General features: G+C 64.1%; 11 protein-coding genes and 1 tRNA gene. 7 read left to right on the top strand and 5 right to left on the bottom strand.

The window, feature by feature from the left end:
- The first annotated feature begins 78 nt into the window (after positions 1–78).
- On the top strand, positions 79–714 hold the full coding sequence (locus J2R78_RS11500) for a LysE family translocator (protein ID WP_253604447.1): 636 nt from the start codon (positions 79–81) through the stop codon (positions 712–714).
- A 30-nt stretch (positions 715–744) separates the two neighbouring features.
- Here the strand turns inward: J2R78_RS11500 and J2R78_RS11495 are convergent, their stop codons facing one another.
- Positions 745–1,497, bottom strand: a complete 753-nt coding sequence (locus tag J2R78_RS11495; protein WP_253604445.1) for a sulfite exporter TauE/SafE family protein — start codon at positions 1,495–1,497, stop codon at positions 745–747.
- A 92-nt stretch (positions 1,498–1,589) separates the two neighbouring features.
- Here J2R78_RS11495 and J2R78_RS11490 point away from each other — a divergent pair, with 92 nt between their 5' ends.
- Complete coding sequence (locus J2R78_RS11490; protein WP_076827672.1) at positions 1,590–2,483, top strand: LysR family transcriptional regulator; 894 nt, start codon at positions 1,590–1,592, stop codon at positions 2,481–2,483.
- Between the two features lie 8 nt (positions 2,484–2,491).
- On the opposite strand, the gene J2R78_RS11485 is transcribed toward J2R78_RS11490, so the two are convergent.
- The 3 genes from J2R78_RS11485 to J2R78_RS11475 form a co-directional block, all read right to left on the bottom strand.
- Entirely contained in the window at positions 2,492–3,460 is a 969-nt protein-coding gene (locus J2R78_RS11485; RefSeq protein WP_253604443.1) for a tripartite tricarboxylate transporter substrate binding protein, read from the bottom strand.
- Between the two features lie 82 nt (positions 3,461–3,542).
- On the bottom strand, positions 3,543–4,322 hold the full coding sequence (hisN, locus tag J2R78_RS11480) for a histidinol-phosphatase (RefSeq protein ID WP_225648361.1): 780 nt from the start codon (positions 4,320–4,322) through the stop codon (positions 3,543–3,545).
- A gap of 572 nt (positions 4,323–4,894) precedes the next feature.
- A complete protein-coding gene (locus tag J2R78_RS11475) occupies positions 4,895–5,782 on the bottom strand; it encodes an N-formylglutamate amidohydrolase (RefSeq protein WP_253604441.1) in 888 nt (295 codons plus the stop codon).
- A 306-nt stretch (positions 5,783–6,088) separates the two neighbouring features.
- Here J2R78_RS11475 and cpdR point away from each other — a divergent pair, with 306 nt between their 5' ends.
- From cpdR to J2R78_RS11460, 3 genes are all read left to right on the top strand, one after another.
- A complete protein-coding gene (gene cpdR / locus J2R78_RS11470) occupies positions 6,089–6,448 on the top strand; it encodes a cell cycle two-component system response regulator CpdR (protein ID WP_016843340.1) in 360 nt (119 codons plus the stop codon).
- Between the two features lie 78 nt (positions 6,449–6,526).
- A tRNA-Val gene (locus J2R78_RS11465) sits at positions 6,527–6,601 on the top strand.
- A gap of 542 nt (positions 6,602–7,143) precedes the next feature.
- On the top strand, positions 7,144–8,433 hold the full coding sequence (locus J2R78_RS11460; RefSeq protein ID WP_225642830.1) for an IS4 family transposase: 1,290 nt from the start codon (positions 7,144–7,146) through the stop codon (positions 8,431–8,433).
- 108 nt (positions 8,434–8,541) lie between these two features.
- Here the strand turns inward: J2R78_RS11460 and J2R78_RS11455 are convergent, their stop codons facing one another.
- Complete coding sequence (locus tag J2R78_RS11455) at positions 8,542–9,054, bottom strand: GNAT family N-acetyltransferase (RefSeq protein ID WP_253604439.1); 513 nt, start codon at positions 9,052–9,054, stop codon at positions 8,542–8,544.
- 173 nt (positions 9,055–9,227) lie between these two features.
- Between J2R78_RS11455 and J2R78_RS11450 the strand changes: the two genes are divergently transcribed.
- Together J2R78_RS11450 and J2R78_RS11445 are read left to right on the top strand one after the other, a co-directional pair.
- Positions 9,228–10,142, top strand: coding sequence for a LysR substrate-binding domain-containing protein (locus tag J2R78_RS11450; RefSeq protein ID WP_253609803.1), 915 nt, complete (start codon positions 9,228–9,230; stop codon positions 10,140–10,142).
- Between the two features lie 747 nt (positions 10,143–10,889).
- Positions 10,890–11,942, top strand: a complete 1,053-nt coding sequence (locus tag J2R78_RS11445; RefSeq protein WP_253604438.1) for an AraC family transcriptional regulator — start codon at positions 10,890–10,892, stop codon at positions 11,940–11,942.
- The last annotated feature ends 202 nt before the right edge of the window (positions 11,943–12,144 follow it).

Here is a 12,144-nt window from a genome sequence, read left to right as displayed (position 1 = left end):
TTCGTGTGTCGCTGGGATGGCGCCGGCTGGCTGATCATCCTTTCCGGGCGGTTACTTGCATAGGTTAATCTCACTGCCATGCTGGGAATTCACGAACTTTGGCTGTTTGTCCTGTCCGGGCTGCTGCTCAACGTCACACCGGGGCCGGATACCGCTTATATCATCGGGCGCACGATTCAGCTCGGATGGCGCGGCGGAGCCGCTGCGGCGATCGGAATCAGTTGCGGTTGCCTGGTCCATGTGCTGGGCGCGGCGATCGGCCTGTCGGCGCTGCTGATGGCCTCGTCGACCGCGTTCCTGGCCGTCAAGCTGGTCGGCGCGGCCTATCTGGTGCTGACCGGCCTGCAGATGCTGCTTTCGCGCGCCAAGCCGATCGCCGAGATCGCCGGGCAGGGCGGCGAGACCTCGATCTCGCGCGTGTTCTGGCAGGGGGCGCTGACCAATATCCTCAACCCCAAGGTGGCACTGTTCTTCCTGGCCTTCCTGCCGCAATTCGTGGCGGCTGATTCGCCGCACAAGACGCTCGCCTTCCTGGTGCTCGGGCTGATCTTCATCACCGGCGGCACGCTGTGGTGCCTTGGCCTTGCGGCCTTCGCGGCGCGGGCTGCCGGCCGCATCAGGCAATCGGCCGGCGTGATCGCCTGGATCAACCGCTCGCTCGGCGCGCTCTTCATCTACCTCGGCGTCCGCGTCGCGACGCTGGAGGCGCGCTAGCTCGCGCCTTGGCGCTCTGGCTTTGCCGCTCTAGCCGTGGATCTTGAGCAGTGCACTGCCGGCGAGATAGATGCCGAGCAGGATCATCGAGATCAGGAACCAGCGGCGGAACACTTCGGGGTGCATTCGTGTGCGAACCGCCTGGCCGATGAACATGCCGGTGAACGACGCCGCCATCGCGACAGCGCCCGGCAGCGCGGTGGCCGCCGTCAGCAGGCCCGATGCCGTGAGGTTGAACGCGAGCGCCACGGTCGCAGTGGTGAAGAACACGCCGAGCGCCTGCACCAGTTCGTCCTTCTCCATGCCGATCGCCTGCATGAACGGCATCGAGGGGATGACCTGAACGCCGGTCGCCGCCGAGATCAGCCCGGTGATGACGCCGACGATGCCGCCGATCCATTTCTCGTCGCGCTGCGCGACCTTGAAGCTGAAGCGGCTCAGGCCGACGATCGCGTAGATCACCAGCAGCACGCCCAGCACCACGGTGCCGTAGGCCGCGTAAGGCCCGGTCAGCAGCCCGGCATTGATCCAGATGCCCGCCACGGTGCCGAGCATCAACGGCCACAGCCGCTTGATGATGTCGCGCAGATAGGGGCCGACGAAGGTCTGCCAGATATTGGTGACGATCGCCGGCACGATCACGATAGCAATCGCCTGGCCCGGCGCCATCGTGGTTGCGAGCAGCCCCATCGCGACCGTCGGCAGGCCGAGGCCGAGCGTCCCCTTGACGAAGCCGGCGAGCAGGAAGGCGAAAGCGATGAAGATCAGGAGATGGTCGACCATGGCGGCACATTGACCGATCGATGCGAACGGCACAATCTGGAGGTTACGGAGTTAGCCTTCGGACGACCCGAAGGTATGGGGTGGGAAACGTCATGCGGTTCGACCTGACCGATTTGCAATTGTTCATCGCGGTTTCCGATGCGCGCAGCATCACCCAGGGCGCGGCGCGCGCGAACCTTGCGCTGGCTTCGGCCAGCGAGCGGATCAAGGGCCTCGAGGAAGCGCTCGGCGTCGCGCTGCTCAAGCGCGGCCGCCGCGGCGTCGAACTTACTGCGGCGGGCGAGAGCTTGCTCGGCCACGCCCGCATCGTGATCCACAATGTCGAGGCGCTGCAAAGCGATCTCGCCGCCTATGCCAGCGGCGTGCGCGCCAACGTGCTGCTGCTCGCCAACACCTCGGGCCTGTCGGAGCATCTGCCGCGCGCGCTCGCGGCCTTCCTGCACGAGCATCCCGATATCAGCGTCGATGTCGAGGAGCGCGAGAGCACCGATATCGCGACCGCGATCGCCAGCGGCGCCGCCGATCTCGGCTTCGCCGCGGAGCACGCGCTGCCCGACAGCGTCGAGCGCTTCCTGTTCAGCGAGGACCGCTTGATGCTGGTGGCGTCGCGGCGCGGCGATCTCGGCGGCCGCCGCCAGATCGACTTCCAGGAAGTGGTCGGCCGCGATTTCGTCGGCCTCACGGCAACATCCGCGCTGCAGGTTCATATCTCGCGGCATGCCGCAAAGCTCGGCGCGCGGCTGCGCTTCCGCGCCCGCCTGCGCGGCTTCGACGCGATCTGCCAGATGGTCGCCGCCGATGTCGGCATCGCCGTGATCCCGGAGACCGCGGCGCGGCGCTGCGCGGCGTCGATGCCGATCACGACGATAAGGATCCGCGACGCCTGGGCCAACCGCCGGCTGACGATCTGCGCGCGCAGCTTCAAGGCGCTGCCGCGGGCGGCCAAGCAACTTGTGGACTATCTGCGCGCCGAAGCGCAGCGCTGACGGCTGGCTCATTTCGTCGTCACCACGCCGGCGTCCTGGATCACCTTCGCCCATTTCCTGATGTCGGCGGCGATGAAGTCGCGGAAATGCTCCGGCGTGTCGCCGGCCAGCGTCAGGCCTTGCTCGGCGAGCTTCTGCTTGACCATCGGATCGGCCATCGCCGCGGTGGCGAGCTGGTTCAGCCTTGCGACGATCGCGGGCGGCGTGCGTGCGGGCGCGACCATGCCGTACCAGTTCTCGATGACCAGGTCGGGCATGCCGGCCTCGGCGGTGGTCGGCACGTCGGGCGCGGTCGGCGCGCGTTCGCGCCCACCGAGCGCGATTGGCCGCAGCGCGCCCGCCTTGATCTGCGGCAGGATCACCGGCAGGTCGAGGAAGGTCATCTGCACCTGCTGACCCAACAGGTCGTTCACCGCCGGCGCGGCGCCGCGATAGGGCACGTGCACGATGTCGATCTTGGCCGTCAGCTTGAACAATTCGCAGGCGAGATGCGGCAGGCTGCCGGGGCCGGAGGAGGCGAAGTTCAGCTTGCCCGGCTGCGCCCTGGCGAGCGCGACCAGTTCGTTCATGTTCCTCGCCGGCACGTTGGCGGCGACCACCAGCATCTCCGGCACGGTCGCGACCAGCGTCACCGGCGCGAGATCCTTCAGCGTGTCGTAGGCAACCCTCTCCATGCTGGGGCTGATCGCCAGCGCGCCGGCGCTCGCGATCGCCACCGTGTAGCCGTCGGGCGCCGCCTTCGCGACCGCGTCGGTGCCGAGCACGCCGCCCTGGCCGGCGCGGTTGTCGACGATCACGGGCTGCCTTGCGAGCTCCGAGATCTTCTGCCCGATCACCCGCGCGATGATGTCGTTCGGCCCGCCGGGCGGGAACGGCACGATCAGCCGGAGCGGCTTGGTCGGGAAATCCTGGGCGAAAGCCGTGACGGGCGCGAGAAGCAGGAGAAGGGCTGCCAGCAGCCTGCCGCGCATCGTCATGTCGCCCATCCCTGACTTTTCTGGTTGCGGTCAGGATGGGCGCAGATCAGACGCCCGGCAACTCAAGAATCAGGCAGGGAACTCAGGCGTTCAAAAGCTTCATCGCCGCTTCGTGCACGCGCGGGTCGCCGGCCGCGATGATTCGGCCGCCGCTTTGCGCCGGCTTGCCGTCCCAGGTGGTGACGACGCCGCCGGCGCCGGTGATGATCGGGATCAGGCCGGCAATGTCGTAAGGCTTCAGCTCGGTCTCGACCACGAGGTCGAGATGACCGGCGGCGAGCATGCAATAGGAGTAGCAGTCGCCGCCATAGCGCGACAGGCGCGCCGTATTCTCGATACGGCCGAAGCGGGCGCGGTCATCCGGATTCATCAGCAGCGGGCTCGTGGTGAAGACGGTCGCTTCCTTCAGCGAGGCGCAGCGCCGCACCGAGAGCCGCCGTTCGCCCGACGGGCCGGAGTAGTGCGCCGAGCCGTTGTCGCCGGAGAAGCGCTCGCCGATATAGGGCTGGTGCATCATGCCGAATACCGGCGTACCTTTGTGCAGCAGCGCGATCAGCGTGCCCCAGATCGGAAAGCCGGCGATGAAGGATTTCGTGCCGTCGATCGGATCGAGCACCCAGACATAGTCGGCGTCCTCGCGCTCATTGCCGAACTCCTCGCCGACGATGCCGTGCTGGGGGAAGTTCGACTTGATCAGCCGCCGCATCACGGCTTCCGCCGCCCGGTCGGCCTCGGTGACCGGATCGAAATCGTTCGAGCTCTTGTTGTCGACCGAGAGCGAGGTGCGGAAGAACGGCAGGATGGTTTCGCCGGATGCGGTCGCAAGGCGGCCGATGAAGGCGGTAAAGTCGATGACCGTCACGGCATGTCCCTGAACTGCGCAAACGACGCGGTAGAAATCGGATGCGTTCTTGCCTAGCTCAATCCGGCGCGGCGCGCACGATTAACGGAGTGTTATCCAGCCCGGTGACGCGGTTCCGGACTTTCGATTTGGCTTCGGATTCGAAAGCGCCCCGGGGTCTCGGTCTCGATCACGAAGTTGCGAATTCTGGTATACAAGCTATGCGCAGAGCGCCGACCGCTCGGGGCTTTCCTTGTAAGATATTGATCCTACATACGGAAAGCCGCTCCTGCCGGCCTGTTGCAGTTTCGCCAGACTTTCCAACATTACCCAAGAAATGTTTCGAAAGTTCTTGCGTTTTGTGCAGCGCGGTCGCATATTGTTGCGGTGCGGTAGCGCCTCGCGCTATCGCTGCCCTCCTTGGGCGTTTCCTCCCTAGACTTGGGCCGCTTGTTCATTCAAGCGGCCCTTTTTTCTTGGCTCATTGCTTCCGCGCGTGAACACGGAATCCAGTTTCGCGTGAGGCCCAGTCGCCGACTGAATTCCATATTCACGGCTTCGGTTGGCAACCGCAGTCCCGGCCGAACCGAGCGCTACTCCGCGGCCGCCTGGAACGGGCCGAGATCTCCGAACGGGATTTTCGCCAGCGCATCCGCCAGGGTGGCAAAGTCGGCGGCCACCTGCGCGAAGCGCGGGCCGCGCTCGCGGCGGCGCTCATCCATATAGACCGCGCGGTTGAGCTCGATCTGCACGGTGTGCAGGCCGCTCGCCGGATTGCCGTAATGCTCGGTGATGAAGCCGCCGGCATAGGGCTTGTTGCGGCCGATCGAATAGCCGAGCGAGCTCATGGTCTCCTCGACGAGGTCGGGCAATAGCGGCGCACAGCTCGTGCCGTAGCGGTCGCCGATCACGACGTCGGGCCGGCGCGGCTCGTCGCGCGACACGCCGACCGACGGCATCGAGTGGCAGTCGACCACGATCACCGCGCCGAACGCCTGGTGCGCCTTGTTGATCAGCCGGCGCAGTGCGCGGTGATAGGGCTTGTAGAGCACCTCGATCCGGCGCAGCGCCTCGTCGACGTCGAGCCGCTCGCGATAGATCTCCTGGCCGTCGCCGACCACGCGCGGGATGGTGCCGAGGCCGCCGGCCACCCGCATCGAGCGCGTATTGGCAAAGCTCGGGAGCCGCCCGGTGAACATGCGCGGGTCGAGCTCGTAGGGCTCGCGGTTCACGTCGACATAGGAGCGCGGGAAGTTGACCCGCACGATCGGAAAGCCGCGATCACTGAGGCCCGCGATCAGCTCGTCCATGAAAGAGTCTTCGGAGCGGCGCAGCGACACCACATCGATTCGCGACGCGTCGAGGAATTCGGCCGGATAGACCGAGCCCGAATGCGGGGAATTGAAGATGATCGGCGCGCGCCAGGCCTGCGGCTCAACGATCTCGAACGGGGGCGACAACTCGCCAGCAAATTCGGTCATTCCCTTGGCGCCGTCCCTTGCGTCCGCCTCGCCCCCGCAGCAACTGAGTCTGCCGGAAAAGCGGAGATTTATGGGCACGCATTGTCGGTAATCGCGATCATTCTGCCAAGTGAAAAGAGTGTGGTTTCAGCTGGAACGCGTCTTAAAAGCAGCAAATGCGGCACCCGGTTGATTCGATGTCTGGTTCGGTCCACAAATGGGTGGCGCGCATTTGCCGCTGGCTTGACGCAAATTTCACCCGAAATTTACCGTCTGTCGGGCTTACTGTTCGGACTGCTCCTCAAGCCGGATTCGACGATTCCTGCCATGCCGAAAATACTTCTCGCCGAAGACGACACCGATATGCGCCGCTTCCTGGTCAAGGCGCTCGAAAACGCGGGTTTCAAGGTCTCGCCGCACGACAACGGCATGTCGGCCTACCAGCGGCTGCGCGAGGAGCCGTTCGAAATGCTGCTCACCGACATCGTGATGCCCGAGATGGACGGTATCGAGCTGGCGCGCCGTGCCTCGGAACTCGATCCCGATATCAAGATCATGTTCATCACCGGCTTTGCCGCGGTGGCCCTCAATTCCGATTCGGAGGCGCCGAAAAACGCCAAGGTGCTGGCCAAGCCCGTGCACCTCAGGGAATTGGTCAGCGAAGTGAATAAGTTGCTGGCGGCCTGATTCGCCAAAAAACCTTCACTTTGTATCCTTGCCTGCCCCGCCGCCGTCCGTTATAGGGACCCGATCCAAATACGCTTTGGGTGCGTAGCTCAGCGGGAGAGCACTACCTTGACATGGTAGGGGTCACAGGTTCGATCCCTGTCGCACCCACCATCCTTCGCGCGCGAAGCGAGAGAAGGATGCCGCGCCGAAGCCCAACGGGCGGAGGCGGGCCTGCGGCCGCGAGCTTCGGCTCGGCAAGCCACGCTTTGGAATGACGTGGCGGCGACTTCTGATTCAACCAGTCAAACAGCCAAGCTCTCGGTGTCATCATGCGTGCATGCAGGTGATCCGGTATTCCAGAAACAACAGTGCTTGAACCGAGGGGCCGCGGCTCCCTCCAGGCGTCGTCCCTGCGAAAGCAGGGATCCATACGCCGCGGCGGACGTTGTCGGCGGGACTCGTCGTTCCAACGATGCCCAACAATCAGCATTCGTGGTTATGGTCCCTGCCTTCGCACTAGGGGATGCACACATCTGGTGCGACGGATTGACTCGGGTCAGAGATTGGGGATTCCAGAATCGGGGGTCTCGGTGACTTCTATTACGGCACTTCGGCTTGGGCGGAGGTGCCAGCATGTTGTCGCGGATTGACTGGACGTTGGGCCGGTTCGAGGATGGTCGTCTCGATAAAGGGGGGCGGCGCTCATCGGACGCATGGTCGCGGGCAAGGATGTATGCCTTCGGCGGCTTTCCAAGGGAGACCGCGCGCTGGAGGTGCGGTTCAACCGCTTTCTCGGTAACTCCAAGGTGACGAAGGAGCGCATCATCGAAAGCTGGAGCGAAAGCACGGCTGCGGCGGTTACAGGCCGCCATGTTTTGGCGATCCAGGACACCAGCGAGATCCACTTCAACACCACGCCGCAACGCCGGCGCGGGCTCGGGGAGATCGGCAAGGGCAATCACCACGGCGTGCTGCTGCACCCGATGCTGGCGGTGGATGCGGACAATGGCACCTGCCTGGGACTTTTGAGCGGCGAGGTGTGGACGCGTGAAGGCCCTCGGAGCGTCTCGCATGACAGCCGCGACCTGTCGGACAAGGAATCGCAGCGCTGGATTGCCACCGCCCTTGCGGCCAAGCCGCTGCTTACCGGTGCTGCAATGGTGACCCTGCTTGGTGACCGCGAGAGCGACATCTTTGCTCTTTATGCCAGCGCAGCCGAGCAAGACTACCGCGTGATCGCCCGCAGCATGCATGATCGCAAGCTGGCCGACACGACGGGTTTGTATGCGGCGATCGACGCCATGACGGCGGTAGAGCGTCGCATCATCGAGTTGCCTGCGCGTGCGGGGCGGCCTGCACGTCCGATGGACCTCGAACTTCGCTTCGGCGCAATCGAGCTGGCCCGGCCGCAAAGCAAGTTCCTGCGCCATTTGCCGAAAAGCCTGCATCTGGCCATCGTTGACGTCCGCGAGATCAATGCCGATCCCAACGTCGAGCCGTTGCACTGGCGTCTTCTCACCTCTCACGAGGTCACCAGTTCAGACGATGCCTGGCGCATTGTCGCCTGGTACAAGCAGCGCTGGATCATCGAGCAGTTCTTCCGCGTCCTCAAGACGCAGGGCTTCAAGCTCGAGGATAGCCAGATCGGCACCGCCGGCCGGCTTCTCAAATTGGTTGCCATCGCTGCCAAGGCCGCGATCATCACCATCCAGCTCCTGCAAGCGCGCAACGGGAGCCAGCAGTCGCTTCACGTTGCCTTCAATCCCAGCGAGATCGATGCGTTGACCGCCCTCAATCAGCAGCTTGAAGCCAGGAACAGACGACTGAAGAACCCGCATCCGTCCGATCGTCTTGCCTGGGCGGCCTGGATTATCGGCCGCATTGGAGGATGGGACGGCTATCCGTCCTCCAAGCCACCAGGCCCCATCACCTTCAAAAACGGTCTCGATTACTTCCGCGCCGTCGCTCTCGGATGGAGCCTCAGAAATGTGTGCATGCCCTAGTGCCTTCGCAGGGACGACACCGAGTGTGTTGCGCTGTCGGTCATGCCTTCGCATTCTCGCGCCATCATTGCCGGAGGACACCGACCACCAGGTGTGAATTTGTCGCCGCTACGGAGGGCGGTCGGATGGAAGCCGGTAGCGCCACGTTTCGCCAGCGAGAACCCCGCGCTGCCGACGCACAACGGAGGGCCATTCGGAGCGAACCACGCTGAGGACCGCAGCATCGGCGGACGGCTCTTCATCGGCTGCGAAATATGCGCGAAGTCTGCCTTCGCAGCGGAAGCCGAGGTTGGCGTAGAGATCAAGCATATGCCTCCGGCGCCAGTCCAGATGCACCTCGGCCCGCTCGACGACGAGCACCTCGAACGCATACCGCGTCATCAGATGTGCAACGTGACTGACGAGCACGGCCTCGTCCAGTCGTCCGACGGTCCAGATCGGAGCGAAGGTCGCCCGCTTCTCGTGCCGGTCGATCGCGCCGAACCCGGAAACGCCGAGAAGGTCTCCCGATCCAGCGGCCTCGATTGCGAACGCGGCCGCGGTGTCGACCTGGTCCCATGCCGTCGCCAGGCGTGCGGTATTCGGCCGGTCAGATGTCCCGCGATCGAGCCGCCGCAGCATGGCTGCCTCGCGAAGCTGCTGCGCGCGCGAAGTCTCCGGGCCGGTGATCCTGGTCAACAGGATGCGGTCGGTGGCGAAGCTTGCATGGTTGCTCGACGGGTACATGCCGTATTGACGCACCCGATGCGCATGCCGTCAAATGACCGGAACGCCAGTTCATATGCAAATTGGTCATGCCCCTGAATCCAAGACATGTTGACCTGTTTCGAGAGGTCGTGCGCCACAACGGAATCACCAAGGCCGCCTTGAGCCTTCGGGTGGGGCAGCCTTTCATCAGCCGCGCGATCGCACGTCTCGAGCGCGAGATCGGCTTTGCGTTGTTCGAACGCGGGCGAGGCGGCGTCACGCTGACGCCGGAAGGCGAGATATTCCTGCGCGAGGTCGAGAGAAGCCAGGCCGGCCTCGAATATCTGGCGCGCGCCGCGCGCGGCATTCGCGAGCGTGGCAGCGGGACGCTCAGGATCGCATGTCTTCCGGCGTTCACCTATTCGTTGATGCCGCAGATCGTCAGCAGCTTCCTGAGGAAGAATCCCGACATCGTCGTATCCGTGGCCGTCCACAGCCCCGAGCGCGTCTGGAGCCTGGTGGCCTCGGGACAATGCGACGTCGGGCTGGCGCGGCCGCAGGCGGGGTTTGCCGCGGTCGACGACGAGCTCCTCATGACAACGGAGGCGGTCTGCGTCCTGCCCCGCCAGCACCGGTTGCGCTCGAAGCGATCGATCTCAGCGCAAGACCTGCGGGGGGAGCCCATGATCGCAGCTTCCCCGAGCGCACCGCATCGATCCCGCTTTGAACGCATCCTCGATGAGGCCAAGGTTGAGATCAAGACGGTCGCGGAGATCCAGTACAGCATGCAGCGTTGTGCCCTGGTTGCGCAGGGACTGGGTTTCTCGATCGTCGACCCGATCGTGGCCCGGGATTTTGCAAGCTCCAGAATCGTCCTCAAGCCGTTCGTGCCGCGGCTGGAGATCGCCACCATGTTGCTGCTTCCTTCGCAGCGGCCGCGAAGCCGTCTCGCACTTCAATTCTGCGATCTGCTGCGCGCTGAAACCGCGCAGTACAGGAAATCCGCGCGCGTGCAGGCTTGAGCAGCAGCGGCAGGGTTTTCTCTCGCATCGCGCTCGGCATGACCTCGCGGGACGGCGCGAGCCGCCTGCGGCGCTTCGCTTGCTCGGCGCGCTGTGCTCGCCGAAACATTCGTCGGGCAGTCGTGACTTTCGTCATCTCGACGCGCAGATGTGAATGCTGCAGCGTGCGCGCCGCATGCACGCAGCGCTCGTGTTCGATTCGTACGGCTGCATTCACGTCGCACGCGGTGGGTTGCCGCATGATTGGGCAAGAGCGCTCGCAATGCGATCATGCGTGGGATAATCGATATGTCATCTACCGTGCTTAGGTCACGCCTTTGCAGCGACATGCGTTTCGTCCAGGCGCGGAGATCGAGAAAATTTTCCGAAGACTCTGCGATGATGCGTTGCCCGATCGCATCGCATGAACGCAATTTTGGATTTCTGCACGACGCGCGTTGCCGCCCCTCTGGTTCTCGCGCAGATTGTTCTCTAGATCAGTCGAGCCGATCCGTGACGGAGCATCCGAGCGGGACACGGCAATGACGCGACAATGATGAACGCCATGTGCGAGCACGACTGCCAGAGGAACCTGCGTCAACCCTATCGGGAGCGGCCGGCGTAAGCCGTCGATGTCCGAATCCCGAAATGCCTCTTCCTTGTCTTCCCCGAAATTCGCCGGTCTGTGAGCGGCCGGCGACGCAACCTTGGGAATGCGCCTCCGTTGAGCCAACGTTCGTCGTTCGCGCCAACGGGGCACGAAAGTACATGCAAGAAGACGACAAGACGCCGGCACACGCAGCGCAGCTCCTGGAACACGCTCCCTTGCCGCGCGAGCCGCGGGACATCAGGGATATAGCCCCCGCGCCGCCGCGGCTGTTCTCGACACGACCCTATCCGCCCTCGGAGCAGTTCGAGGTCTGGAAAACGCGGATGGCTTCGCTGGTCGACGTTGCGCCACCGGAAGGTCATAGCCCTGCGCACGGGTTCCTGGTGGAGTACCTGACCTGCAACATGGCCGATGTCGTCTTCACGTCGGGGCGATTCGCCGCGCAATCATTCGCCCGCGTCATCAAACCGTCGCATGGCGCGCCCGTCGATATCTGGTGGCTGTACCGGGTGCGCTCCGGAGAAGCCCGCTTCGAGACCGCAGAGCGGCGGATTCACGCCATGCCGGGCGCCATGTTCCTGATCTCGCTCGACGAGGATTTCCGCGGCACCATCACGGACTATGACGGCTTGGTGCTGGGCTTGCCGCGCAGATCGTTCGCCGATATGGCCGATCAGCTCGACGGTATCTGCAACATTCTGCTCGAAGGCAATCTGATCGAGTTGCTGGCGGATTATCTCGACCGACTCGAAGCGCGCATCACCCTCATGTCTTCGGAGGAGTTGAGGCAGGCGGGGCGGGCGACCGCGCAGATGATCGCCGCCTGCATCCAGCTCTCCTCGGATCGGCTGGAGCGCGCGCGCGGCGCGGTCGAGCCGGTGCTGTTCGAGCGTGCGCGTCTTTATATAGAGACGCATCTCGCCGACTTCGATCTGACGCCGGACCGCATTGCGCAGCAATTGCGCATCTCGCGTTCTGCCCTCTACCGTGCATTCGAGAGCGTCGGCGGCGTTGCCGGCTATATCCTGCGCAAGCGGCTGCGCGCGGCGCATGCCGAACTTGTCACATCCGCCGACAGGCAGGTGCAGGAGATCGCCTATCGCCACGGCTTCAAACTGGCGTCCGATTTTGCCCGCGCCTTCCGCCGCGAGTTCGGCGTCAGCCCGCGCGAGATGCGCGAACGCATGCGTCGTCGATCAACTACCGGTTGAAGGTGCGATAAAGTACCTCACGGTGTATCGGCCGATCATTCAACTTGTGAGACGATCTGCGTGTTATTTGGACGGCCTGCTGAGTGACGCTGGCAAAATTGTGTCTATCATTTTGCAACATGACGACTCGGGGCACATTGATGGGGCAGTCGAACGAGCGCTGGGTGGCAAGATGCGCTCGTTGAGTTCGACACATCATCGG

This window comes from Bradyrhizobium sp. USDA 4538, assembly GCF_024171045.1.
In the GTDB taxonomy this organism is placed as follows: Bacteria; Pseudomonadota; Alphaproteobacteria; order Rhizobiales; family Xanthobacteraceae; genus Bradyrhizobium; species Bradyrhizobium australafricanum.
Note: the sequence above shows the minus strand (reverse complement) of the source record. Positions and strands in the feature narration are given on the sequence as shown.

Bases quoted from the DNA above. Each gene is read 5' to 3' on its own strand.
- J2R78_RS11485 (WP_253604443.1), bottom strand. From the start codon at position 3,460: ATGACGATGCGCGGCAGGCTGCTGGCAGCCCTTCTCCTGCTTCTCGCG.
- J2R78_RS11490 (WP_076827672.1), top strand. From the start codon at position 1,590: ATGCGGTTCGACCTGACCGATTTGCAATTGTTCATCGCGGTTTCCGAT.
- cpdR (WP_016843340.1), top strand. From the start codon at position 6,089: ATGCCGAAAATACTTCTCGCCGAAGACGACACCGATATGCGCCGCTTC.
- J2R78_RS11445 (WP_253604438.1), top strand. From the start codon at position 10,890: ATGCAAGAAGACGACAAGACGCCGGCACACGCAGCGCAGCTCCTGGAA.
- J2R78_RS11475 (WP_253604441.1), bottom strand. From the start codon at position 5,782: ATGACCGAATTTGCTGGCGAGTTGTCGCCCCCGTTCGAGATCGTTGAG.
- J2R78_RS11495 (WP_253604445.1), bottom strand. From the start codon at position 1,497: ATGGTCGACCATCTCCTGATCTTCATCGCTTTCGCCTTCCTGCTCGCC.
- J2R78_RS11455 (WP_253604439.1), bottom strand. From the start codon at position 9,054: ATGCTGCGGCGGCTCGATCGCGGGACATCTGACCGGCCGAATACCGCA.
- J2R78_RS11500 (WP_253604447.1), top strand. From the start codon at position 79: ATGCTGGGAATTCACGAACTTTGGCTGTTTGTCCTGTCCGGGCTGCTG.
- J2R78_RS11460 (WP_225642830.1), top strand. From the start codon at position 7,144: ATGGTCGCGGGCAAGGATGTATGCCTTCGGCGGCTTTCCAAGGGAGAC.
- J2R78_RS11450 (WP_253609803.1), top strand. From the start codon at position 9,228: ATGCCCCTGAATCCAAGACATGTTGACCTGTTTCGAGAGGTCGTGCGC.